This window comes from Goodfellowiella coeruleoviolacea (assembly GCF_024171785.1).
GTDB classification, from domain to species: Bacteria; Actinomycetota; Actinomycetes; order Mycobacteriales; family Pseudonocardiaceae; genus Goodfellowiella; species Goodfellowiella coeruleoviolacea.
Window position 1 is genome coordinate 81,746 of record NZ_JAMTCK010000021.1, and the last position, 23,833, is coordinate 105,578.

Below are 23,833 nucleotides of genomic sequence, written 5' to 3' on the forward strand. Positions count from 1 at the left end.
GGCGGCCCGGCGCTGCCCAGCCCACCAGGGCCGGCGGACGAGCTGTTCAGTCGAGCACGGCGGTGGCCTCGACCTCGACCAGGTGCTCGGGCACGTCCAGGGCGGCGACGCCGATCAGCGTGCCCGGCGGGACCGGGGTGCCTCCGAGCTTCGCGGCCGCCCGCGCGACCCCGTCCAGGAACAGCGGCATCTTGTCGGGGGTCCAGTCGACCACGTAGACGGTCAGCTTCGCCACGTCGGCGAAGGAGGCGCCGACCTCGGCCAGGGCGGTGGCCACGTTGAGGTAGCACCGCTCGACCTGCGCGGCGAGGTCTCCCCTGCCGACCGTGACCCCGTCGGCGTCCCAGGCGACCTGCCCGGCGACGAAGACCAGCCTCGATCCGGTCGCGATCGACACCTGCCGGTACGCGTCGACCTCCGGCAGTCCGCCGGGGTTCACCAGTGCGACGGCCATCTCGCGTGCCTCCTCGTCAGCGGAGCCCGCAGGCTCCCGTGCTCTCTCGTGGTTACCGGGAAACCATAGGAAAGTGTTCGCTGACCTGGAAGAACGCACTTTTTGGTGACCGGGGAACCTGATGGTGACCAAGCAGTTCACGGGCTCGGCCGCCACGTCAACGCCTGAGCGGGGGCGTCTGGGGGCTGGCTGTCGGCGATCAGGACCTGCGGCGGCGCGGCCCGATCAGGCTGGCGGGATCAAGGGTGATGCTCGCCGTGCCGGCGACATCGACGGTGGCCGTGGTCCCGGGGGTCAGCGTGGCCGTTTCGACGTAGGTGCCCCGGTCGAGCCGGTAGCAGTAGACAACAGGGCCGCCTTCGCGACCGGTCTCCACCCGCCAGTAGGCCGGTACGCCGGCGGCAGCGAACGCACTCGGCTTTTCGAGCCGGTCCGCCTTGGCGGTGGAGGGGCTGACCACCTCCACCACGAGCGCGACCAGACCAACATCAACGGTGGTCGTGTCCACCAGTTCGGTGCAGACGACCACGTCGGGGATGTAACCGATACCTGGGGCGACGCGGACACCCACCGCCGTCACGGCCTCCATGCCATCGTCCGCGACGGCATCGTCGAGCAGGTTCTGCAACCGGTCAGCGATGCGCTGGTGCGGCACGGAAGGAGCGGCACTCACGCGGAACTGCCCGCCAACCAACTCGACACGGTGTCCCTCCACAGGGTCAACGGCTTCCCAGTCATCCAGGGTGTAGCCGTCCAGGCGCCGCGCGGTGGTCATGGTCGCCTCCCTTCGCCTGACCTCTCCCAGTCTGGCACAGCTGGCGCTCCACAGGAGCGGTCAGCGCGGCTTCCGACCTGGTCAGCGGGGCATGCGCAGGTGGGCGAGGGGCAGTTGCGCCAGCGGTGGCGACTGCCAGACCGCCGCGAACGTGTGGTCGGCCACTCGCTGCTGTTCGTTTTCGGACTCCGAAACCACCTCTGTGGGTCATTGTTGCCCGTGGCCCTGTCACTAAGATCGCCTGTTGCGAACAAATTCCTTTTAGGGGGCTGCGGGTTGTCGGCGGAGCCAGTCACTTTTCAACAAGTAGCGGCCGTATGTGAATATGCGGTTGAGCTTGCGGTGCAGGTCGAGCAGCTTATTCAGCACGTCAACGATCGCACCGACGAGATCACGGCGATCCTGGTCGTCGTCGGCCAGGGCACCTCGCGGAATGATTTTGAGTTGGCGATCACCAGGTTCGGTCAACTTCAGACCCGAATGCCGGACCTGGTGGCCTGCTGCGAGCAGGCCAGGCAACACGTGGCCACCTGGTTGGCCAAGGCGCTGGGCATGACCCTCACCGGCCGGCCGGTGTACCCACTCCCTGAGGACGTGCCAACCCCGGAACCGTTCAGCATCCCGAAGTACCCACTGCGCGAGTGGCTGGACACGCACCTGTTCAGCGGCCACCGACGCGGCAGACGTCTGTCCGGTCTCCACCACTTCCCGGATGAGACGTTGCCGGACGGCCTGCGCCTGGAAGATCGGACGCCAAATGACAAAAACGGCGTCTTCCGGGCAAAAATACGGCAGGAACTACCATCTGGAGAGGTGGTCAGGAAAACCCGGTCAACATTTTTCCCGGCGCACTGGTCGCGTGCAGAGGTGGCGCATGCCATCCGTTCTGCGTTCACCGCTCGTCACCGCCCAGAGGCGGGGAGGAATGAAACCCCCGGGCAAACCCAGTGGGAGGGCTGCTATCGGGGAGTGCGCATCCAGGGTTTCGTGTTGCCTGGCATTGATGCCATGACGGCCACCTTCGAAGATGTGGGAACGGCTTGGCCAGTGTATGAAACCAGGGAGGAGCGGCCGTGAAGGCGTGGATTGAGCGGCAACCGGACGGTAGGTTGACCATTGAGATCGACACGAAAGCTGATCCCCGGGCGCAAGTGCTTTACGACCTGCTCAGGGATGTTCATCCCGAGCCCGAGTTTCTTGTCGACGGGGCAGAGCAGGCGCGGAACCCAGGTCGGATCACCGCGGACAACGAACCCTTCTTCGACGGCGACATGACCCTGGCCCAGGTGATCCCTGACGGGGTTGTCGTGGAGAACATCTACACCGAGAACAAGGTTTTCCTGAGCCATGGGGACTTCATCGACTTCGTTGAGACGTACCTGCGGCTGTTGGCGCTGCGGAAGAAGGAGAAGGAGGGCAAGGGGGGAGCGAACGGCCAGACCGAGTGAGGGCCCGCACGGCGTCCCGCCACCGCGGCTTCCGACCTGGTCAGCGGGGCATGCGCAGGTGGGCGAGGGGCAGTTGCGCCAGCGGTGGCGCCTGCCAGACCGCCGCGAACGTGTGGTCGGCCGGGTTCAGGGTCAGGCGCAGGCGGTGCGGCGTCTCCACGAAGATCACGTGGACGTGGAGTCGGCCCTCGGACCAGGCGGAGGCCGTGGCCCAGACATCGGTCGTGGTCCAGCGGCCGGCCGGGCCGAGAGCTGCCCTGACCAGCGGGCCGTCGTCGGCCAGGGTCAGCTCGTCGGGGCCCAGGCCGACCGCGCGCAGGCGTTCGACCTGGTTGTCCGGGCCCGGGCGGTAGGTCGCCGGGGTGATCGCGCCGGCCGTTCCCTCCGGAAGGGGCAGGTCCGGTGTGTGAGCGGGCCGTGGACTCGCCGGCCCTTCCCCCGAGGTGAGCGCCGGCAGCAGGTGCGTCCACACCTGGTCGAGCACGCCCTGCATGTTCGGGCTCTGCGCGGTCATCGCCACCACCGCGTCCGCCTCGGGCAGGACCAGCGCGAACTGGCCGTGCGCGCCGGCGGCGCGGTACCCATGCCGGCTGACCCAGAACTGGAAGCCGTACCCCTGCCGCCAGTCCGGATCGGGATCGGTGGTGGCCACCTGCGCCCGGGTGGCCTCGGCGACCCACTCGGCCGGCAACAGCTGTTCGCCCTGCCAGACGCCGTTGTCCAGGTAGAGCTGTCCCAGCTTGGCGATGGTCTCGGTGGTCGCGTGGAACCCCAGGTGGGCTGCTTCGTCGCCGGCGTCGTCGCGCCACCACCCGTGCGTGCCGATGCCCAGCGGCTCGAACAGCCGGGGCCGCAGGAAGTCGGTCAACGAGCAGCCGCTCACCTTCCGGACGATCGCGGCGAGCGTGGTCGTGCACGGCTGGTTGTAGGCGAAGAACGTGCCGGGTTCGAACTCGGGCGGCACCAGCAGCAGACCGAGCGCCAGGTCACCGTCCCCGGCCCGGTACGCCTGCTCCGCCCGCTCGCCGGCGTGCCCGCTGGCCATCGCGGCCACATGCCGGACCCGGGTGGACCGCGACCGCGGGTCGACCACCCGGGCGTCCCATTCGGGGAAGTGGGACAGCACGGTGGCGTCGAGATCGACCAGGCCCTCGGCCACCGCGAAGCCGAGCGCGGTCGCGACAACGCTCTTGCTCAGCGAGTACAGCACCCGAGGCGTGTCCGGCCGGTACGGGTGCCACCAGCGCTCGGCCACCACGTGGCCGTGCCGCAGCACCAGCAGGCTGTGCAGTTCGACGTCGGGCAGCGGGGCCAGGGCGGCGACGAACGCGTCAACTCCGGTCACGTCAACGCCCTGCTCGGCGGGGGTGCTCCGGGGAAGGCGGCGCACGTCCCCGTGGTGCGCGTGGTCGTTCATCGCTCTCCTCGTCGACGCGGCTGGTCACCGCGGGATGGGGGCGGGCAGGACGTCACGCGGTGACGTCCACCAGGACCTTGCCGACCACGCCGCGCTCCACCGCCCGGTGCGCGTCGGCGGTGCGCTCCAGCGGGAAGCGGACCAGCGGCAGGCCGTGCTCCTCGCCGACCGGCAGGGCGCCGTCGCGAACCGCGGCGGCGACGTCCTCGGCGGCCGCGGCGCGCGCCCGCGGGCCCGCCGTGTAGAGCACCAGGAACTGCAGGCGGGCGTTGAGCACCATGTGCTGGACCACGTTCAGCTCGACCGGTCTGCCGCCGTCGTTGGCGTAGGTCGAGATCGTGCCGCGCGTGCGCAGCACGGCCAGGTCCAGCGCGAGGTTCGCGCCGAGCGCCACCTCGGCGACGATGTCCACGCCGTCCGGCGCGATCGCGCGGATCTCGGCGGCCGGGTCGCCCGCGCGGTAGTTGACCACGTGGTGCGCGCCGGCGGCAGTGGCCAGCCTGGCCTTCTCCGGACCGCTGACCGTGCTGATCACGGTGGCACCGGCCCAGCGGGCGAGCTGGATCACGGCGTGCCCGACCGCGCCGGCCCCGCCCGCGGCGAGCACCACCCTGCCGTCCAGCGCTCCGGGCCGCAGCCGACGCGGCCCGTCCTCGGCGACGGTGAGCGCGCGGTGCGCGGTGAGCGCGGGGACGCCGAGCGCGGCACCGACGTCGAAACCGGCCTGGTCGGGCAGGGGCACGGCCTGTTCGGCTGGCACGACGGTGAACTCGGCGGCGGTGCCGGTCGGCCGCCCGGCGGCGGCCAGGAACAACCAGACCCGCTGACCGATCCGGCTCCGCTCGACCCCCGCGCCGACGGCGTCGATCACGCCGGCGCCGTCCAGGTGCGGAGTGACCTCGGGAAACCGCGTGGGTCCGGCGGCGCCGGAGCGGGCCTGCCAGTCGGTCGGGTTGACCCCGGACACGGCGACCCGAACGCGAACCTCGCCGGGGCCGGGTGCGGGCAGGTCACGCTCGACCAGCTGGAGAACGTCCGGCCCGCCGTTGTCGCGATAGACGATGGCCTTCATCGCCGCGTCCTCGTGTTCGCCAGCACGGGTCACCTGTCCGCCTGGTCGAGCGGGACGTTGCCGAGCGGGACGTTGTTGGAGCGGGACTCGACCGCGTCGAGGGTGGCCAGCGCCGCGGCGTCGAAGGTGATCTCGCTGACCGCGACGTTGGCCGCGAGGTGCTCGGTGTTGGCGGTGCCGGGGATGAGCAGCACGTTCGGGGCGTGGTGCAGCAGCCAGGCGAGGCCGACCTGGGCGGGCGTGACGCCCAGGGATTCGGCCACGGCGTGCACGGCCGGCTCGTCGGTGACCTGGGGCACGCCCGGGAAGGTCCCGCCCAGCGGGAAGAACGGCACCCAGGCGATGCCCTCGGCCGCGCACAGCCGCAGCATGTCCTCGTCGTCGCGGGAGACCAGGCTGTAGGCGTTCTGCACGCAGGCGATGCCCGCCGGCAGGGCGCGACGCAGGCCGTCGAGGGTGACGCAGCTCAGGCCGATCGCGCCGATCTTGCCCTCGTCGCGCAGGTCGGTGAGCACCGCGAGCTGGTCGTCGAGGTCGACCACCTGGTCGCCCTCGGGACGCAGCCCGGGGCCGGTGTCCAGGCGGCGGAGGTTGACCACGGCGAGCTGGTCGACGCCGAGGCCGCGCAGGTTGTCCTCGACGCTGGCCCGCAGCTGCTCGGGCCGCTGCGCGAGCCGCAGCGGCAGGGGGCCGCCCGGGTTGGGGGCGGCGCCGACCTTGGTCACGACCAGCACGTCGTCCTCGGGACGCAGGGCCTCGCGGATCACGTCGTTGGCGAAGCCGTCGCCGTAGAACTCGGCGGTGTCCACGTGGTTGACGCCCAGCTGGACCGCGCGGCGCAGCAGTGCGACGGCCTCGTCGCGGCGGTCGTGCAGTCGGGGGAGCTGGAGCGCGCCGTAGCCGACCCGGAACACGGAGCGGCCGGCGAAGGAAGCGGTGGAGGTGGTGATGGGAGGTCTCCTCGATCGGTGGCCGCGGCCGGGGGCGCGCGGCAGACGGGCTGCGGGGCGTGGGGGGCGACCGGGTTGGGCGCCCGCCCAGCGCTGCACGACCGAACCGTACAACCTCATGGTGACAAATTTCAATAGTTGTCAGTCACTGGGCAGAGGGTGGCTGACGAACTGGTGACTTTTGCTTCTGCCGCCCTGTCGACATACGTTCCTGGCCGGGGAAGTCCGGCGACACGGGCCGCACAGCGCCGAGGGGCCGGCCTCCCACCGGTTCGACAGGGAGGCCACGTGCGCGGAGAACCACTCGACGCGGAGACGATCATGTCGGTCACCGAGGAGGTGCTGCGCCGCCACGGGCCGGACAAGGCCACCGTGCTCGACGTCGCACGGGCACTCGGGGTGAGCCACGGGAGCGTGTACCGGCACTTCCCGTCCAAGATGGCGCTGCGCGAGGCCGTGATCCAGCGCTGGCTCGACCGGGTGCGCGCGGACCTCCTCGCGGCGGCCGAGAACACCGAGCTGACCCCGCCCGACCGGCTGCGCGGCCTGCTCACCGCCATGTTCGCCGTGAAACGGGCGAAGGCGAAGGACGACCCGGAACTGTTCGCCACCTTCCGGGCGCTGGCCACGGAGCACAGCGCGGTGTCCACCGCCCACGTCGCCGAGCTGCTCGGGTGGATCCGCGCCATCGTTGTGGACGGCATCGCCAGCGGCGACTTCGCCGCCGACGTCGACCCGGACGTGACCGCGCGGGCCATCCTCGACGCCACCAGCCGCTTCCACAGTCCGGTGCACGCCGCGCAGTGGCGCTCCGCCGAGATCGAAGCGGAGTCCGAGGCGGTGATCACGCTCGTCCTCAACGGCCTCCGGGCACGGTGACCTGGCTGCCCCGGGGCGGCCACACCGGGTGGCGGCCCCGGCAGCGGCTCAGCCCCGGCGGGCCCGGCGCACCTCGCGGTCAACGGCCCAGGCGTCGGCCACCGGCCCGAGGTGACCGAGCTTGTCGGGGTTGATCACCAGGCGGATCGCCTGGATCCGCCCGTCGAGCACGTCGAGCGCCAGGGTGTGCAGCACCCTGCCGTCCCGGTCCCGGAAGATCGCGCCCGGCTCGCCGTTGACCTCGTGCGGCTCGAAGGCCACGTCGACCCGCGCCAGCAGGGGGTAGACCGAGGCGAGCAGCCGGGCCACGTTCCCGGCGCCCATGATGGCCCTGGCCAGCTGCGGAGCCTTGCCGCCGCCGTCGCCGACCAGCGACACGTCAGCGGCGAACAGCTCCTGCAGGCCGGCGACATCGCCCTCGCGGAAGGCGTCGAAGAACCGCGCCGCCAGTTCCTCCCGTTCCTCGCGCATCGCTTCGAAGCGCGGCCGCCCGGCCCGCATGTGCCGCCGCGCCCGCACCAGCAGCTGCCGGCACGCCGACTCCGACCGCCCCACCGCCTGGGCGACCTCGTCGAACCCGAAACCGAACACCTCCCGCAGCACGAACACCGCCCGCTCCAGCGGGCTGAGCCGTTCCAACAGCAGCAGCGACGCCATCGACACCGAGTCGGCCAGCTCCACCGACCGCGCCGGATCCTGGTACGGATCGTCCAGCAGCGGCTCGGGCAGCCACGGGCCCACGTACTCCTCCCGCCGCACGCGCGCGGAGCGCAGCACGTCGATGGCGATCCGCGTCACCGTGGCGGACAGGTACGCCTTGGTCGACGTGGGCTGGGTCGTCGAGCTGGCAAAGCGCAGCCACGTCTCCTGCACCGCGTCCTCGGCCTCACCCACACTGCCCAGAATCCGGTAGGCGATCGAGAACAGCAGTCCTCGCAGCTCCTCGAACTCCTCGACCTTGCGCACGCCGACCCCGTTCCCTTCCCGTCCTGCCACCCGACCGCCACTCGCCGGCGCCGTGCGTGATCCTCGGACGATCACCCGGTTCGCCGAGGCTCAGAACTGCCCGGGCTCGTAGTCGCCGGCCGGCTGCTGCGTGATGATGTTCAGCCGGTTGACCATGTTCATGAAGGAAACCAGGATCACCAGCGCGGTGAGCTGCTCCTCGTCGTAGTGCTCGGCGGCCCGCGCCCACACCTCGTCGCTGACGCCACGGCCCGCGTCCGCGACCCGGGTCCCCTCCTCGGCCAGCTCCAGCGCGGCCCGCTCGGCCTCGGTGAACACCGTGGCCTCCCGCCACGCCGCGACCAGGTTCAGCCGCACTGCGCTTTCACCGGCGGCGGCTGCCTCCTTGGTGTGCATGTCCAGGCAGGCGGCGCAGCCGTTGATCTGGCTGACCCGCAGCGCCACCAGTTCCTGCGTGGCGAGCGGCAGCGAGGTGTTCTTGAGCGCCTTGCCCGCCGGCATCAGGTGCTTGAGGGTCTTGCCGGCGATCGGGCTGGTGAAGTAGTTCAGTCGCGCGTTCATGGTGTGCTCCGCTGTGCTCGTCGGTCACTACACCTCCCGAGACGAGACAGCCCGACGCCCAGTGACATGGTCAGCTGTGACCTGCGTCTCCAGCCTGCCGGCGTCCGGTGATCACGCGATTCTGGCCGCGGTCGAAAGAAAGGGCGAACACGCACGATGACGCACCACGAATGGGGGACCTACCTCGCGAACTCCGCGACCAGGTGCAGGACCAACGTGTCGCCCGAGGCTTGGGGTTCCGAACCGAGGCGTGAAGTCAAGCGATCCGCCCCGGTTGTGGACAACCGGCAAACGCCAAAGGAGCCGCCAGCTCGGGTTATCCACAACCGCCCTCGCCACCCTGCCCCAGCACCCCCACCCCGACTAGGCTGGCCAAGGGCACGCCCCCCGGTGGTGGGTGGGGGATGGGGCAAGGGCCGGAAACAACCAACCCACACCGCCCCACCCCACGAACCAATCACCGGCCGGCCAGCCACCGGCCAACCGCCGCCAGCCCTCAGGCCGTCAGTCCGCCAACCGCCGCCAGCCCTCAGGCCGTCAGTCCGCCAACCAGCCGCCAGCCCTCCAGCCGCCAGCTGCCAACCAGCCGCCAGCCCTCCAGCCGCCAGCCGCCAGCCCTCCGGCCGGCAGCCAGCCTTCCGGCCGGCACCGCCCTCAGTCGCTCGGGCCCTGGTGGGTCGGGTAGAGCACCCGGGACAGGAAGCTCTTGGTGCGCTCGTGCTGCGGGTCGCCGATCACCTGGGCGGCCGGGCCCTCCTCCACGACCACGCCGCCGTCCATGAACAGCACCCGGTCGGCCACGTCCCGGGCGAACTGCATCTCGTGCGTGACCACGAGCATGGTCATGCCCTCGTCGGCCAGCTGGCGCATCACGCCGAGCACGTCGCCGACCAGCTCCGGGTCCAGCGCCGAGGTGGGCTCGTCGAACAGCATCACCTTCGGGTCCATGGACAGCGCGCGGGCGATCGCCACCCGCTGCTGCTGGCCACCGGACAGCTGCGCGGGCATGGCCCCGGCCTTCTCGGCCAGGCCCACCTTGGCCAGGTTGGCCCTGGCCACCTGCTCGGCCTCGGCCTGGCCGCGGCGCAGCACCTTGCGCTGGGCCACGGTCAGGTTGTTCAGCACGTTCAGGTGCGCGAACAGGTTGAACGACTGGAACACCATGCCGATCTGCCGGCGCGCCGCGTCGATGTCCACGTCCGGGTGGGTCAGCTCGGTGCCGTGCACCCGCACGGTGCCGCCGTTGGGCTCCTCCAGCAGGTTCACGCAGCGCAGCAGCGTGGACTTGCCGGAACCGGACGGGCCGATGATGCAGACCACCTCGCCGGGCCGCACGGCCAGGTCGATGCCGCGCAGCACCTGCAGCGAGCCGAACGACTTGGTCAGCCCGGTGATCTCCACGGCGAGCCCCGTGTCGGGGTCCTGGGCCTGGGTCTGGGCGGTCACGCGGACACCTCCAGTCCGGTCGACTCCGGCGAGCTGACCTTGCGGCCGCCGGTGCGCCGCTCCAGCCGGCGGGACAGCAGCGACAGCGGAATCGTGATGATCAGGTAGCACAGGCCGGCCAGCAGGATCGGGGTCAGCGAGCCCGTGGTGTTCAGCCCCTCGCGGCCGAACTTGGCCAGCTCGTACTCGTCACGCGCCAGGCCGAGCAGGTAGATCAGCGAGGAGTCCTTGGTGAGCAGGATCAGCTCGTTGGTCAGCGGCGGCAGGATGATCCGGAACGCCTGCGGGATGACGATGGTGACCATCGTCCGACCCCGGGACATGCCCAGCGACCTGGCCGCCTCCAACTGCCCCTTGGGCACGGCCTGGATGCCGGCCCTGATCGTCTCGGCCATGTAGGCGGACCCGACCAGGCCGAGCGAGAGCATCACCGTGGTGTAGTTGTCGAAGCGGGCCTGGAAGGCCAGGGGCACGCCGTAGCCGAACGCGATGAACACCAGCAGGGCGGGCACGCCCCGGAAGAACTCGATGTAGACGGTGGCGATCCACCGGTACGGGCCGACCGACGACAGCCGCATCAGGGCCAGCACCAGCCCGACGACCAGGCCGAAGGCGAAGCCCAGTGCGGTGTAGATGATCGTGTTGACCAGTGCGGTGCTGATGATCTCGGGGAACTGCTCCCCGGCGGCGGACAGGTTGAAGAAGGCGCGGCGGATCTGTCCCCAGTTCGCGACCAGGGCCAGCAGCACCACCACGATGACCAGCACCGCGTACTGCACGCCCCGGATCACCTGGGAGCGCTTGCGCTTGGACAGTGCCATGAACGGCTCCTAGAGAAGTGGTCGGAACAGCACGCGGGGTCGACGCCTGGAGCCGCCGACCCCGCGTGTCGCGGTTACTTGCTCTCCGGCTTCTTGCCGAACCACTTCTCGTAGATGGTGTCGTAGGTGCCGTCGGTCTTGGCCTTCTGCAACACCTCGTTGATCTTGGCGCGCAGCTGTTCGTTGCCCTTGCGCACGCCGATGCCGTACTGCTCGCCGGTGGGGAACTCGGCGCTCACCTCGACGTCCGGGTTGGACTTGACGAAGTCGAGGTTGACGCTGTTGTCGTTGATGCCGGCGTCGATCTGGCCGGTGAGCACGGCGGTCTGCTCCAGGCCGAGGTCCTCGAACTGGACGATCTCGTAGCCGTACTTGTCCTTGTTCTCGGTCGCGTACTTCTCACCGGTGGTGCCCAGCTGCACGCCGAGCTTCTTGCCGCGCAGCTTGTCCAGGCTGTCGTAGCCGGCGCCCTTCTTGACCAGCAGCGCCTGGTTGGCGTCGAAGTAGCCCTCGGAGAAGTCCATCGACTTCTTGCGCACGTCGGTGATGGTCATGGCGGCGGCGGCCAGGTCGCACTTGTTGGTGTTCAGGTCCTCGCCGGACTCGATGCCCTCGAACGGCGTGTCCACGATCTGCTGCGTGACACCGAGGTCCTTGGCGACCAGGTCGACCAGGTCCACGTCGAACCCGACCGTCTTGCCGTCCTGGGCGAACTGGAACGGCTTGTACGGCAGGTGCGTGCACGTCGTCAGCGATCCGGCCTGGATCAGCGGAACGCTGGCCCCGTTGCTGCCCGAGGCGGAGCCGCCACCCTGGTTGATGGGCTCGGCACACGCCGCCGCCGCGGTGACGGCGAGCGTCAAGGCGGGAAGCAGGGCGAGCACCTGATGCCTGGTTCGACGGGCCACGGTGTCACTCCTCGTAACTGTTACCGACTGAGTGTTCGCATCCTGCCATCCGGACAGGGACATGCACAGCACGCCAGTGTTACGGGGAGCTACTGACACATCAATCTTGCGCCTTAACTCCCGCGTAATGGAAAAATTTGACCCTGTTGAGCCACGTCACACAACTCGTGCACGAGTCGCACCCGGATCGTCACTCTGCGCTGCCAACCCGCGAGTAGCGGGCTCCGAGTGCACCCAACCGGGCTACCTCCCGGTTCCGCGAATCCCATCTTCGGGCCACGCCCGGCTGAGCAGGCAGGCCACCCAGGCGGTCCACCCCGTCTGGTGGGTGGCGCCCAGCCCCTCACCGGTGTCGCCGTCGAAGTACTCACTGAACGTGATGTTCGCCCGCCACAGCGGCGAGTCGCTGGCCTCGATCCGCTTGCCGTCGGCCGGGCGCCGGCCGTCCGCGCCGACCAGGAACAGCGACACCAGCCGGCGGGACAGCTCGTCGGCGGCCTCGCCCGCGCTGACCCGCTGCCCGGAGCCGGTGGGCAGCTCCACCTGGAACTCACCGGCCTGCCACCCCTCCAGCGTGCGCAGCGCCTCCACCAGCAGCGCGTTCACCGGGAACCACACCGGGCCGCGCCAGTTGGAGTTGCCGCCGAACAACGAGGTGCGCGACTCGCGCGGCTCGTAGCCCATCCGGTGCGTCTCGCCGGCGACCTCGATCTCCACGCCGTCGCGGTGCGCCGCGGACAGCGAGCGGATGCCGTGCGGTGACAGGAACTCGGCCTCGTCCAGCATCCTGGTCAGCACCCGGCGCAGCTTGGGTTCGTCCAACAGGGACAGCCAGGCGCGCCGCGCGCCTCCGTCGAGCCGCTGCCAGGTGACGAACCGGGCCAGCTCTGGCCGGCGGGCCAGCAGGTGGTCCAGCCGCTGGGCGAACCCCGGCAGCTCCGCGCACACCCACGGCTCCAGCACGGCCTGCGCCAGCAGCGGGATCAACCCGACCATGGAGCGCACCCGCACCGGCTGCGACTCCACCGTGCCGTCCGGCAGCGGTCGGGACACCAGGTCGTAGCAGAACCCGTCGGTGTCGTCCCAGATGCCCTGACCGGCCGGGCCGGGCCGGGTGGCGGCCTCGGCGATGTCCAGGAAGTGCTCGACGAACTTGCTGGCCACGTCCTCGTAGGCGCGCTCGTGCCTGGCCAGCTCCAGGGCGATGCGCAGCAGGTGCAGGCAGTACGCGGCCATCCACGCGGTGGCGTCGGCCTGCTCCAGCCGCCAGTCCCCGGGCAGCGGCGCGGAGCGGTCGACCGGGCCGACGTTGTCCATGCCCAGGAAGCCGCCCTGGAACAGGTTGTCGCCGTCGGCGTCGTTGCGGTTGACCCACCAGGAGAAGTTGAGCAGCAGCTTGTGGAAGACCTGCGCCAGGAACGCGCGGTCCGGCTCGCCGCCGGCGGCCACCTCGGCCTGGTGCACCCGCAGCGCCGCCCACGCGTGCACGGGCGGGTTGACGTCGCCGAAGTCCCACTCGTAGGCGGGCAGCTGGCCGTTGGGGTGCATCAGCCACTCCCGGCACAGCAGGGTCAGCTGTCCCTTGGCGAACACCGGATCGACCAGGGCCAGCGGCACGGTGTGGAAGGCCAGGTCCCACGCGGCGAACCAGGGGTACTCCCACTCGTCGGGCATGGAGATCACGTCGGCCACGTCCAGGTGCCGCCACCGCGTGTTGCGCGCGTCCGGCGCGCACCGCACCTCGGGCGCGGCCGGTTGGGCCGGATCGCCCGCCAGCCACTCGCGGATCCGGAACCGGTAGTGCTGCTTGGTCCACAGCAGCCCGGCCAGGGCCCGGCGCAGGACCGTGCGCCGCTCCTGGTCGAGGTGGGCGCCCAGGTCCGCGTAGAACTCGTCGGCCTCGCGCGCGCGGGCGGCCATGGTCTCGGCGAAGCTCGGCCCGAACGCGTCCGGGTGCCCGTCGCCGGCCACCAGGCGCAGCCGCACGGTCACCGACTCGCCGGGCGGCACGCCGTGGAAGGCGTACCAGGCCGCGCCCTTGGTGCCGGGCAGGGACGCGGCACCGGCCGCGACGGCCTGGCAGGTGTCGGTGGCGCCGCGCACCACCATGGCGTCGATGCCGTCCTTGGTGTAGCGGGTCGGGTTGTCGGCCGCGCCGTGCAGTTCGACCTCGTTGGTCTCGTTGTCGGTGACCAGCAGGGTGGGCGTGCCCTCGGCGTGCAGGGTGTAGCGGCCCAGGGTGTTGTGCTCGGCCGCGAACCGGCACCAGCCGTCCACTGTGGACGCGATCAGCGCTGGCCGGCGCGGGTCGCGCCCCCACGACCAGGTGTTGCGGAACCACAGCTGGGGCAGCAGGTGCAGGGGCGCCGGTTCCGGCCCGTGGTTGGTGGCGGTGATCTCCACGCAGATGTCGTCCGGGCCGGCCTTGGCGTAGCTGACCACCACGTCGAAGAACCGGTCCTCGGCCAGCACCCCGGTGTCGGCCAGCTCGGGTTCGGGGTCGTCCCGGGTGGCCGCCGCCGCGGCGGCGCGCAGTTCGGCGAACGGGAACTCGGCCTGCGGGTAGCGGTAGAGCACCCGCATCCAGGAGTGGGTGGGCGTGCCGTCCAGCACCCACCAGTACTCCTTGACGTCCTCACCGTGGTTGCCCTCGGCGTTGGTGAGCCCGAAGAGGCGCTCCTTGAGCACCGGGTCGGCGCCGTTCCACATGGCCACCGCGAGGTTCAGGAAACCGTGCTGGTCGCAGATGCCGGCGATGCCGTCCTCGCCCCAGCGGTAGGCGCGGGACCGCGCGTGTTCGAACGGGAAGGAGGCCCAGGCGTCACCGCTGGCCGAGTAGTCCTCGCGAACCGTGCCCCACTGCCGGCCGGACAGGTAGGGGCCCCACCGCCGCCAGGGCGCGGCCAGGTCGGGCGAGTCGGCCAGCCTGGCCCGCTCGGCGGTGGTCTGGTGCCCGTGCTCACTCACGGGCCAAGTCTGACCGATTCCGGCCGGCATTCCACGTCAGTCGCTCAGCGGGGCGTAGCCCGCGCGGAGGAGACGCGGGTCAGAAACGCCGGTGAAACAGCTCGTTGTCCCATGTCACCCAGATGGCCGCAGGTGGTTGTCCACAAGACAAGCGAAGTTATCCACAATCCGCAGGTCGTTATCCACAGTGAACTACCGAGGTGCGATTACTGTTTGTTCACCAGCCGCCATTCGGGTGGTTTATGGAGTTCACCCGCCGATCGGGTGAGCGCGCTGCGGAGATCACCGCACAGCGCGTCGAACCGGGCGACCAGGTCCCGCACGTCCACGTCGCTCCAGCCGCCGAGCGCCTGCTGGATGAACTCGATCTGGTCCTGGCGCCACGTGCCGAGCAGTTCCTGGCCGGCCTCGGTCACCGACAGCAGGGCGACCCGGCCGTCGTGCGGGTCCGGCCGGCGCCGCACCAGGCCGGCGCGTTCCAGCTGCGCGGCCTGCCGGCTGACCACCGATCCGTCCACCAGTCGGCGGCTGGCCAGGTCGGAGATGCGCGACTCACCGCAGCTGGCCAGCTCGGACAGCAGGCTGATCGCGGCCGGGTGCAGGCCACTGGTCTCGGGCAGCACCCGCATGGTGATCGCGTGCTTGAGCTGGAACAGATCGCGCAGGAGACGGATCAGGTCAACGCAACTGTCGGTGCTGGGGTTCACGGCTCCCCCCTCCGGTCCTGGCTACCGCGGCGTAGCCCTACCCCCAATGATAAGTAGTTGCGTAATACAACTTACAGCCGCTACAGGTCGTCGTTGAGCCGCCCGAGCAGCCGGGACAGCGTGCGCATGTCCTCGGCCGACCAACTGGTCAGCCGGGACCGCAGCCGGCGCCGGCGATCCGTGCGCGCCTCGGCCAGCCGGCGCCGGCCGTCCTCGGTCAGCTGGACGATCCTGGCCCGCCCGTCCGACGGATCCGCCACCCGCTCCACCAGCCCCAGCTCCACCAGCCGGGCCAGCTGGCGGCTCACCGTGGACTTGTCCAGCCCGGTCCGGTCGACCACGTCCACCGCCCTGGCCGCGCCGGTGTCGTTCAGGTGCACCAGCAGCGCGTAGGAGGCGGCGTCCAGCCCGGGGTGCACCTGGGCGGCCAGCGCCAGTGACAGGCTGCGGGCCCGGCCGAACAGCACGGACAGCTCGCGCTCCACCGCCTGGGCGGCGACCCGGTGCTCCTGGCCGGCCAGGTCGGTGGGGTCGTCGGCGGGCTCGGTGGGGTCGGCGGCCCCGGTCGGGCTGGCCGACCGGATCGAACTGGCCGAGCTGGCCGAAGCCGCCGGTTCCACGTCCGCGCCAACCCCACCGGGCCGCTCGCCCGCTTCCCGGGCACCCGCCCGAGACCCGTGATCGGTCAAGTCCACGACGTTCCTCCCCCGTTCGCCCGGTGGCCGAACGGTAGCCAATCGCCGGCCGGGGCGCGGGCTGGAACCAGTCGGACCCAGTCGGGCTCAGTCGGTGGACGTGCGCAGTTTCACGGTCTCGGGGACGCCGGCCGGCAACGGCGCGGGCTGGACCCCGGCATCCACCACCACGGCGTGCGCGTCCAGCGCGGCAGCGGCCATCTCCCCGGACTCGCCGGTGGTGGTGACCCGGGACTCGGTGACCGCCTCGGTGCGGGACTCCACCGTGCCCAGCTCGTTCCGCTCGGTGACCACGACCCGACGCACCTCGGTCACCACCGAGACCGTCTTCACCGGCGCTGCCGCCGCCCCCGACGGGAACGGCTGGGGCTGGCGCGCGGACGGCTGCGGCGGGGTGAACGCCCCCGACCGCACCGCCGACGCCGGCACCCGGGCCGCGGGCTGGCCGGCGACCCCGGTCCGAACCGGTGCGGGTGCTGGTGCTGGCAGCACTCCCGACGCGGGCGCTGGCCGGAACAACTGCCCCTGGACAACCTGCTGGCCCTGCACGACCTGCTGCTCCTGTGCAACCGGCCCGCGCCGCGCGATCGCCTGCCCCTGCGCAACCGGGTCACGCCGCGCGACCACCTGCCCCTGCGGAACCGGCTGTCCCTGCGGGACGTGCTGGGCGGGCGGCACGGGCTGGCCGTGCGCGACGGGCTGGCCTGACGCCTGGCCCGCCGCGATCACCTGGCCCGGCACCGCACCGGAGGCGGACACCTCGCCCGACACGGGCACCGGGGTGGCCGCCGGCATCGGGGCGGGCACCTGCCTGGCCGGCGCGGGGTTGCCCGTGCTCGCCGATCCCGGCGCGGACGTCGGTGCCGAACGCGGCGTTGCGCCCGCGCCCGACACCGGTGTCGGCGCCGCCGCCGGTTGGTGCCACGGTCGGGGCATGCCCTTGGCGCCGAAGTAGTCGCCGCCCTTGCGCTTGGCGTCGTCAGTGCCCCACGACCTGGTCCGGGCCACCGGCACCATCCGCGGGATGTGCTTGCGGCAGTGGATGTAGGCCTCCACCACGTCCACCACGACCCAGCGCTCCGGGGTGCGCCCCCGCTCGAAGTCCGCGGGCAGGGCGGGGTGTTCGGCGCGCAGGTCGGCGTCCGTCACGATCCGGGCCTTGCCGTTGACGTGCAGCCCGATCAGGTCGGTGACGAAGTCGACCATCAGGATGCCGATGTGAGGATTCTCACTGATGTTGCCCAGGCTGGCCATGACGCCGTTGCCCCGGTACTCCGGGTAGGCGAGCTGGCGGTCGTTGAGCACCTGGATGAATCCGGGCGGGCCGGCGCGCAGCGACGAGTCGCACTCGCCTACCGCGTCGGCCGTGGCCACGAACGCCATCTCCATCCGCCCGACGAAGGAGATCATCTCCGGGTTCAGGTGGTCGAGCACCTGGTCGTTGTAGAAGCGCAGCGCCCGGTCCCGGCTGCCGTACGCGCACTGGAGCAGGTGCTCGCCGCGCGAGCCAGGCAGGTTGTGCGGCTCGGCCCCCTCGTCCGACCCGCTTCCCGGCTGGCCGGCGGGGGTGCCGGGGAGCGTGCCCGCCCCCGTTCTGCCCGGTTGACCGCCCAGTCCTTCCGCCGTTGACCCGATCGGTGTTCCGGGTGGCGTACCCGCTGGTTTGCCGGTTTGCTTCCCGGTTGCGGTGATGACCTGGCCGAACGGCGGTCGGCCCGGTTGTGTTGTCCATCCCGGTTCACTCGAAGGTGGACCCACTCGACGGGAACTGGGGCCAAACTGATCAGGGCGCGGTTCGGTGATCGCCCGGGCGGCCGGTGCCGGTGGGCGCCACCCGGCGGTCGGCGCGGTGGACCGGACCCGCTCCGGAGGGTCGGACAACTCAAGGAGGAGCAAGTCGGGACGCGCGGTGCCGGTCGGGGGTAGCACTTCGGGGGTCACATGGTTCACCGTGTCATGCAAGCGGCCAACAAGGTACATCTTGGAAAGGATGTTCCCCCATTCGCCGGAACCAAGATCGACACAACGTAATCAGACTGCACACATAGGTGGCATCAAGGGGTCAACATGGCAGGCGCCGGGTTAGTGTCCACCCCGTTCAGGGTTGGATGCTTGACAGGGTCGCCGCACCTTGTTGGCACCTCGGAACACGTGGAGACTACGCCCGGACATGACAGCCAACGCCGTGCTCAGCCCCATTCCCAGCCCATCGCGCCGGGAGCCACCACCCGCCGTCACCGCCATGGTGCGGATGATCCGGGAGAGTTACGCGGCCGTTGAGCCGCAAACCGACGAGGTCGCCCGCTTCTTCTACGGGATGCTGTTCAGCCTGGCGCCGGCCACCCGGGAGATGTTCCCGGTGAACATGGAGGTGCAGCGCAGCCGGCTGATGCGCGCCCTGGTTCACGTGGTCCAGATGGTCGACCGGCCCGACGACCTGATCCCGTTCCTGCGCCAGCTCGGCCGCGACCACCGCAAGTTCGGTGTGGTCGCCAGCCACTACGAGGCCGTGGGCACCGCCCTGCTGTCCGCCATCAAGCGCTACGCCGGCTCGGCCTGGAACCAGCACGTGGAAATGGCCTGGGCCGAGGCGTACACGATCATGGCCAGGTCCATGCAGGACGCGGCAGCCGCCGACGAGGGCCCGGCCTACTGGCACGCCAACGTCGTCGAGCACATCCGGCTGAGCTGGGACCTGGCCGTGGTGCGGGTCCAGCCCGACCACCCGGTGCCCTACCGGCCCGGCCAGTACGTCAGCGTCGAGGTGCCCCAGCGCCCCCGGCTGTGGCGCTACTTCACGCCGGCCAACGCGCCCCGCGAGGACGGCGTGCTGGAGTTCCACATCCGGTCCGTGGAGGGCGGCTGGGTCAGCCGCTCGATCGTCAACCACACCAAGCTCGGCGACACCTGGCGGCTCGGCCCGCCCATGGGCCGGCTCAGCGTCGACCGCCGGTCCGGCCGCGACGTGCTGATGATCGCCGGCGGCACCGGCGTCGCGCCGATGCGCGCCATGGTCGACGAGATGGCCCAGTGGGGCGAGAACCCCCAGGTGCACCTGTTCGTCGGCGGGCGGACCCGGGACGACCTCTACGACGTGCCCAACCTGCAGCAGCTCGCCACCAGCAACCCGTGGCTGACCGTGGTGCCGGTGCTGCAGGACGACCCCACGGCCAGGGGCGTCGAGCACGGCACCCTGGCCGAGGCGGTGACCAGGTACGGCGCCTGGGCCGACCGGGATGTGCTGGTGTGCGGCTCACCCGCGATGATCCGGGCGACCGTGTCCCGGATGCTGGTGGCCGGCACCCCACTGGACCACATCAAGTACGACCCGTTCACCATCGACTGAGCCGAACCGGGCGCTGCCGGGCGCGGGCGCCCGGCAGCAGAGGGCATCAGGCGGCAGGCGGCAGGGCGTCAGGCGGAGCAGAGCACGGCGGCCGCGTCCTGGCTGACCTCCTCCTGGCCGGACTCCCCGGACTCGGTCACGCCGGACTCGGCCACACCGGACTCGGCCACACCGGACTTGGCCACACCGGACTTGGCCGCGTCGAACTCGGCCACGGCCGGAGCCGATCCGCGCAGCGCGGCCAGCCGGGTTGTGGCGTCGGTGTCCTCCGGGTCCAGTTCGGCGGCACGGGCGTAGGCCACCACGGCGGCGTCCAGGTCGCCGCGGTGCTCCAGGGCGAGCCCGAGCAGCAGGATGGCCAGGTTGTCCTCGGGGTCGAGGCACAGCGCCCGGCGCGCGGCGCTGACCGCGTCCTCGGCCAGCGCCTGGCCCACGGTGTCCTCAGTGGACAGTGCGGGTGCCGGCTCCCACTCGCTGTGCCATTCCAGCCCCAGGTCCACCAACACGTACGCCTGCAGCTTCGCCCCCGTCAGCACGGCCAACCCCACGGCCGAGGCCACGTCGTCCGGATCGTCGCGCAGCAACGCTTCGTAGTTGTCGCGGATCTCGACGAACACGTCCTCGATCTCCGCGGTCTCCCGCTCCTGCGCGTCCCTGACGTAGTCGCGCAGCAAGTCGTTGGTGGTCAGCGTCATGGTGTTCGCCCCCTGGTGCTTCTGATCCGGCGCAGGCATCGGCCTGGCCGCCGTGGAGTCGGCTGGTGCGTCCCGGTCCTCCACCGGAACGTTCACCATGCACAGACCGTAGCGCGGGGGTCTGACAAGAACCTGGCTCAGAGATCACGTTTCGGCTCAGGTCCTGTCTCAATGAGACAGCCAACTCGGTTGACTAGTCGGTAACCGCGAGTCCAACGCCCAGCGCGGCGAACGAGACCGCGAAAACGCGCCTCGTCCAGTCCATCACCCGGGGTCGGCCGAGCACGTGCTGGCGCACGGCCGCGGCGCACAGTCCATACGCGACGAAGACGACGAAGGTGACCAGCATGAAGACTCCGCTCAACGCCACCATCCGCAGCAGGTGGTCGGGCTCGCCCGCGGTGACGAACTGCGGCAGGAACGCGACGAAGAAGATGGTCAGCTTCGGGTTGAGGAAGTTGATCAGCACCGCCGACGTGATCACTCGCGCCGCCGAGCGGGGCGCGGTCCGCGTGTCGTCCACGACGAGCGCGCCCCGGTCCCGCAGCGTGGCCCAGGCCAGGTAGAGCAGGTAGGCGACGCCCAGGTACTTGAGCACCTGGAACGCCAGCGCGCTCGCGTGCACCAGCGCGGCCAGTCCGCTGATCGTCGCCACCACGTGCGGGACGATGCCGAGCGTGCAGCCGAACGCGGCCAGCACGCTGGCGCGCCGCCCCTGGGTCAGGGCGGCGGACAGGGTGTAGACCACGCCGCTGCCGGGCGTGACGACCGCGACGAGCGTGGCCACCAGGAACGCGAGGCTCACAACGACTCCCCAGAGTGGATCAACCGGTTTCGGCTGCCACTCTGCTGCCACAATGGCCCGATGAGCAGGGCCAAAACGAGTCCAATCGACCGGTCCACAACGGCCGGCTCGGACTTCCTGCAGCTGGACATCAGCAAGGCTCCGACCGGTGCCCGCGCCGACTGGCTGGCCACCCAGCTCCGACTGGCCATGGCCGACGGCCGCCTGCCGGTGGGCAGCCGGCTGCCGCCCAGCCGGGTGTTGGCCGGGGAACTGCGGGTGTCCCGGGGCGTGGTCACCGAGGCGTACCAGCGGCTGGTCGAGGACGGTCACGTGGTCGGCCGCGGCCGGGCCGGAACCGTGGTGGTCGCCGTGCCCGTGGCCACCCCCGGCCCGAGCCAGCCCGCGCCGGCCGCCCCGGCACCGGCCCCGCCGCTGTTCACCGCCACCCCGGGCGTGGACGTCTTCGACGCGCTGCGCGCCGCGCCCGCGCGCATCGACCTGTCCCCCGGCGTGCCCGACCTGGCCGCGTTCCCCCGCACCGCCTGGCTGCGCGCGGAACGCGCGGTGCTCAACCGCCTCGCCCCCACCGACTTCGGCTACGGCGACCCGCGCGGCACACCCGCGCTGCGCCGGGCCGTGGCCACCTGGCTGGCCCGCACCCGGGGCATCCGGGTCGACCCGGGCGAGGTGGTGATCGTCGCCGGGGTGGCCCAGGCGCTCGGCCTGCTCGCCCAGGTGCTCATCGCGGACGGCGTGGCCGCGGTGGCCGTGGAGGACCCCGGTTCCCTCGGCGCCAGGCAGCACCTGCGGAACTGGGGCCTGGCCACCCCGCCGGTCGCGGTCGACGCGGCCGGCCTGCGCGTGGCCGAGCTGCGCGCCAGCGGCGTGGCCGCGGCCATGCTCACCCCGGCGCACCAGTTCCCGACCGGGGTGGTGCTCGACGGCGAGCGGCGCCGCCAGCTGATGCGGTGGGCCGGCCAGGGCGGCCTGCTCATCGAGGACGACTACGACGCCGAACACCGCTACGACCGGCCCCCGGTGCCGGCGCTGCGGTCCGTGCTGCCCGAGCAGGTCTGCTACGCCGGCAGCGTGTCCAAGCTGCTCGCGCCGGCCCTGCGGGTGGGCTGGCTGCTGGTGCCGGACCGGTACCGGGAGGCGGTGGTGGCGGCCAAGCGCAACGCCGACCTGGGCAACGCCGCCCTGCCCCAGCTGGTGCTGGCCGAGCTGATGGAGTCCGGCGAACTGGAGCGGCAGCTGCGTTTCCTCCGCCGCCGCCACATCCGCCGCCGCGACGCCATGATCAGCGCGATCAGCGCGCGGCTGCCCGAGGCGGCCGTGCACGGCGCCGCCGCCGGCCTGCACCTGGTGATCACCTTCACCACCGACGTCGACGACGTGCAGCTGGCCGCCACCGCACTGGAGCTTGGCGTGAAGACCCAGCCGCTGTCCTGGCACTGCCAGCGCCCGTACCGCCCCGGCCTGGTCCTCGGCTACGCCGCGAACCCGCCAGGCACCCTCGACGAGGGCATCGCCACCCTGGCCACCGCCCTGCACACCACCCCCGCGAGTTGACTGTGCAAACCCCGCGAGTTGCCCGTTCCGCGTGCGCGAGTCGTGCTTGCAAACCCCGCGAGTTGCCGTTTCAGGCAGGGCCGAACGGGTGAACGCGCGCGGCTAGCGGAAGTCAGCGGCGTGCTCGACCGCCCAGTCGCGGAACGTCCGCGCCGGCGTCCCGGTGATCTCCGCGACCGTGGCGGTGACCAGGTCCGAGCGGGACCGGTTCGCCGCACTGGCCAACAGCGCCTCCACCAGCGCGGGCGGCCGGCCGTCGGCGAGCATCCGCTCACGCGCGGCCTCCACCGGCACCGGCTCGAACCGCAGCGGGCGGCCGATCGCCGCGCCGATCGCGGCCACCTGGTCGGCGCGGCTGAGCACCTCGGGGCCGGTCAGCACGTGCTTGGCGGCCACGTGCCCGTCCTCGGTCAGCGCGCGCACCGCCACGGCCGCGATGTCGCCCTCGTGCACCACGGCGGTGGCGGCGATCTCCGGACCGCGCACCACACCGGTGGCGCGGATCTGCTCGGCCCACCCCAGGGTGTTCGAGGCGATCGTGTTCGCCCGCAGGACCGTCCACTCCAGACCGGACCGCTCGATCAGCGCCTCCATGTCCGCGTGCAACTGGTTGATCGGGTCGGTCTGCCGAGCGGCGTCATCGTCCACTCCGGACGATGACACGTAGACGACCCGACGGGCGTGCCGGCCGATCGCCGCCAGCACGGCGGGCGCGTGCTCGGTGGTCAGGAACGGCCAGATCAGGAACACCGCGTCGACCCCGGTCAGGGCCGAGCTGAGGCTCGCCGGGTCGGCGAGATCACCCGAGGCGGTCTCGACCGCGGCCGGCAGCCGACGCGCCGAGGTGGACTGCCTGACGAGCGCGCGCACGGCAACGCCAGCGTCGAGCAGTTGGACAACAACCTGGCGACCGACGTTCCCGGTCGCACCCGTGACGAGAACTCTGTTCACGCGGCGAGGCTAGAACCTCCACTTAACTAGAGGTCAACTACATGTGACGGTCGACTCGTCACCCGTTCGGCCCTGCCTGAAACTGCAACTCGCGGGGTTTGCAAACCAATGCCGTGAAGTTAGGTCGTTGAGCCAGGTGTCAAGTCGGGTGTTGGCGGGGTGATGCTGTAGCTGATCCTCACCCGGGACAAGGATTCGTCGTGTCTGGTCTTGTTGTAGGCAAAGGGCGAGACTGGCCGTTTGACGCGCCGGGGCAGAATCCGTGATCGGCGATGCTTCGGGCCGAGTTCGCGCGGGTTCAGCATCGCGTGGCGGATCCCCGCGGGTACGGCACCGGCCAAGCCCTCGCCCCCACCTGCCGTGCGGGCGAGGACCAGCGAGTGGCGGGCAGCCCGCAATGTCACGGTCAAGGAGAT

Annotated in this window: 22 protein-coding genes; 5 read left to right on the forward strand and 17 right to left on the reverse strand. The window is 71.2% G+C overall.

Annotation, left to right across the window (positions count from 1 at the left end):
- Nucleotides 1-46 precede the first annotated feature (46 nt).
- Together LX83_RS34315 and LX83_RS34320 are read right to left on the reverse strand one after the other, a co-directional pair.
- Nucleotides 47-454: a RidA family protein gene (locus LX83_RS34315; RefSeq protein WP_253779355.1), complete on the reverse strand. Its 408-nt coding sequence runs from the start codon at nt 452-454 to the stop codon at nt 47-49.
- Between the two features lie 199 nt (nt 455-653).
- The gene (locus LX83_RS34320) at nt 654-1,229 is read right to left on the reverse strand and encodes a Uma2 family endonuclease (protein WP_253779357.1); all 576 of its coding nucleotides are present in this window, start codon (nt 1,227-1,229) and stop codon (nt 654-656) included.
- Nucleotides 1,230-1,571: 342 nt separating this feature from the next.
- Between LX83_RS34320 and LX83_RS34325 the strand changes: the two genes are divergently transcribed.
- Both LX83_RS34325 and LX83_RS34330 read left to right on the forward strand, forming a co-directional pair.
- A complete protein-coding gene (locus LX83_RS34325; protein ID WP_253779359.1) occupies nt 1,572-2,306 on the forward strand; it encodes an EndoU domain-containing protein in 735 nt (244 codons plus the stop codon).
- Entirely contained in the window at nt 2,303-2,677 is a 375-nt protein-coding gene (locus LX83_RS34330; RefSeq protein ID WP_253779361.1) for a hypothetical protein, read from the forward strand. The genes LX83_RS34325 and LX83_RS34330 overlap by 4 nt, the downstream gene beginning before the upstream one ends.
- 40 nt (nt 2,678-2,717) lie before the next feature.
- On the opposite strand, the gene LX83_RS34335 is transcribed toward LX83_RS34330, so the two are convergent.
- The 3 genes from LX83_RS34335 to LX83_RS34345 are packed head-to-tail and all read right to left on the reverse strand — an operon-like array spanning nt 2,718 to nt 6,116.
- Nucleotides 2,718-4,094 (reverse strand): serine hydrolase domain-containing protein, encoded by a 1,377-nt coding sequence (locus LX83_RS34335; protein WP_253779363.1) that lies wholly within the window; start codon nt 4,092-4,094, stop codon nt 2,718-2,720.
- Between the two features lie 52 nt (nt 4,095-4,146).
- Nucleotides 4,147-5,166 (reverse strand): NADPH:quinone reductase, encoded by a 1,020-nt coding sequence (locus LX83_RS34340; protein ID WP_253779419.1) that lies wholly within the window; start codon nt 5,164-5,166, stop codon nt 4,147-4,149.
- Nucleotides 5,167-5,195: 29 nt separating this feature from the next.
- The gene (locus LX83_RS34345) at nt 5,196-6,116 is read right to left on the reverse strand and encodes an aldo/keto reductase (RefSeq protein WP_407649732.1); all 921 of its coding nucleotides are present in this window, start codon (nt 6,114-6,116) and stop codon (nt 5,196-5,198) included.
- A 288-nt stretch (nt 6,117-6,404) separates the two neighbouring features.
- Between LX83_RS34345 and LX83_RS34350 the strand changes: the two genes are divergently transcribed.
- Nucleotides 6,405-6,995 carry a TetR family transcriptional regulator gene (locus LX83_RS34350; protein ID WP_253779367.1) on the forward strand — a complete coding sequence of 197 codons (591 nt, stop codon included), beginning with the start codon at nt 6,405-6,407 and terminating at the stop codon, nt 6,993-6,995.
- A gap of 48 nt (nt 6,996-7,043) precedes the next feature.
- Here LX83_RS34350 and LX83_RS34355 read toward each other — a convergent pair whose 3' ends face one another.
- From LX83_RS34355 to LX83_RS34395, 9 genes are all read right to left on the reverse strand, one after another.
- Complete coding sequence (locus tag LX83_RS34355; protein WP_253779369.1) at nt 7,044-7,991, reverse strand: RNA polymerase sigma-70 factor; 948 nt, start codon at nt 7,989-7,991, stop codon at nt 7,044-7,046.
- A gap of 60 nt (nt 7,992-8,051) precedes the next feature.
- Nucleotides 8,052-8,522, reverse strand: coding sequence for a carboxymuconolactone decarboxylase family protein (locus LX83_RS34360; RefSeq protein ID WP_253779371.1), 471 nt, complete (start codon nt 8,520-8,522; stop codon nt 8,052-8,054).
- Between the two features lie 654 nt (nt 8,523-9,176).
- A complete protein-coding gene (locus LX83_RS34365; protein WP_308204111.1) occupies nt 9,177-9,968 on the reverse strand; it encodes an amino acid ABC transporter ATP-binding protein in 792 nt (263 codons plus the stop codon).
- Nucleotides 9,965-10,789 carry an amino acid ABC transporter permease gene (locus LX83_RS34370; RefSeq protein ID WP_253779372.1) on the reverse strand — a complete coding sequence of 275 codons (825 nt, stop codon included), beginning with the start codon at nt 10,787-10,789 and terminating at the stop codon, nt 9,965-9,967. The genes LX83_RS34365 and LX83_RS34370 overlap by 4 nt, the downstream gene beginning before the upstream one ends.
- 74 nt (nt 10,790-10,863) lie before the next feature.
- Nucleotides 10,864-11,697: a transporter substrate-binding domain-containing protein gene (locus tag LX83_RS34375; RefSeq protein WP_253779375.1), complete on the reverse strand. Its 834-nt coding sequence runs from the start codon at nt 11,695-11,697 to the stop codon at nt 10,864-10,866.
- A gap of 243 nt (nt 11,698-11,940) precedes the next feature.
- Nucleotides 11,941-14,664: an MGH1-like glycoside hydrolase domain-containing protein gene (locus tag LX83_RS34380; RefSeq protein WP_253779377.1), complete on the reverse strand. Its 2,724-nt coding sequence runs from the start codon at nt 14,662-14,664 to the stop codon at nt 11,941-11,943.
- Between the two features lie 206 nt (nt 14,665-14,870).
- Complete coding sequence (locus tag LX83_RS34385) at nt 14,871-15,371, reverse strand: MarR family winged helix-turn-helix transcriptional regulator (protein ID WP_253779379.1); 501 nt, start codon at nt 15,369-15,371, stop codon at nt 14,871-14,873.
- Nucleotides 15,372-15,451: 80 nt separating this feature from the next.
- On the reverse strand, nt 15,452-16,066 hold the full coding sequence (locus LX83_RS34390; RefSeq protein WP_253779381.1) for a MarR family winged helix-turn-helix transcriptional regulator: 615 nt from the start codon (nt 16,064-16,066) through the stop codon (nt 15,452-15,454).
- 87 nt (nt 16,067-16,153) lie between these two features.
- Nucleotides 16,154-17,500, reverse strand: coding sequence for a pyridoxamine 5'-phosphate oxidase family protein (locus LX83_RS34395; protein WP_253779383.1), 1,347 nt, complete (start codon nt 17,498-17,500; stop codon nt 16,154-16,156).
- Between the two features lie 736 nt (nt 17,501-18,236).
- Between LX83_RS34395 and LX83_RS34400 the strand changes: the two genes are divergently transcribed.
- Nucleotides 18,237-19,412, forward strand: coding sequence for an FAD-binding oxidoreductase (locus tag LX83_RS34400; RefSeq protein WP_253779385.1), 1,176 nt, complete (start codon nt 18,237-18,239; stop codon nt 19,410-19,412).
- A 68-nt stretch (nt 19,413-19,480) separates the two neighbouring features.
- On the opposite strand, the gene LX83_RS34405 is transcribed toward LX83_RS34400, so the two are convergent.
- Together LX83_RS34405 and LX83_RS34410 are read right to left on the reverse strand one after the other, a co-directional pair.
- A complete protein-coding gene (locus LX83_RS34405) occupies nt 19,481-20,206 on the reverse strand; it encodes a tetratricopeptide repeat protein (protein ID WP_253779387.1) in 726 nt (241 codons plus the stop codon).
- 94 nt (nt 20,207-20,300) lie between these two features.
- A complete protein-coding gene (locus LX83_RS34410) occupies nt 20,301-20,912 on the reverse strand; it encodes a LysE family translocator (protein ID WP_253779389.1) in 612 nt (203 codons plus the stop codon).
- 60 nt (nt 20,913-20,972) lie between these two features.
- Here LX83_RS34410 and pdxR point away from each other — a divergent pair, with 60 nt between their 5' ends.
- Nucleotides 20,973-22,466, forward strand: a complete 1,494-nt coding sequence (gene pdxR / locus LX83_RS34415) for a MocR-like pyridoxine biosynthesis transcription factor PdxR (protein WP_253779392.1) — start codon at nt 20,973-20,975, stop codon at nt 22,464-22,466.
- 102 nt (nt 22,467-22,568) lie between these two features.
- Here pdxR and LX83_RS34420 read toward each other — a convergent pair whose 3' ends face one another.
- Nucleotides 22,569-23,417: an NAD(P)H-binding protein gene (locus tag LX83_RS34420; RefSeq protein WP_253779394.1), complete on the reverse strand. Its 849-nt coding sequence runs from the start codon at nt 23,415-23,417 to the stop codon at nt 22,569-22,571.
- Between the last annotated feature and the right edge of the window lie 416 nt (nt 23,418-23,833).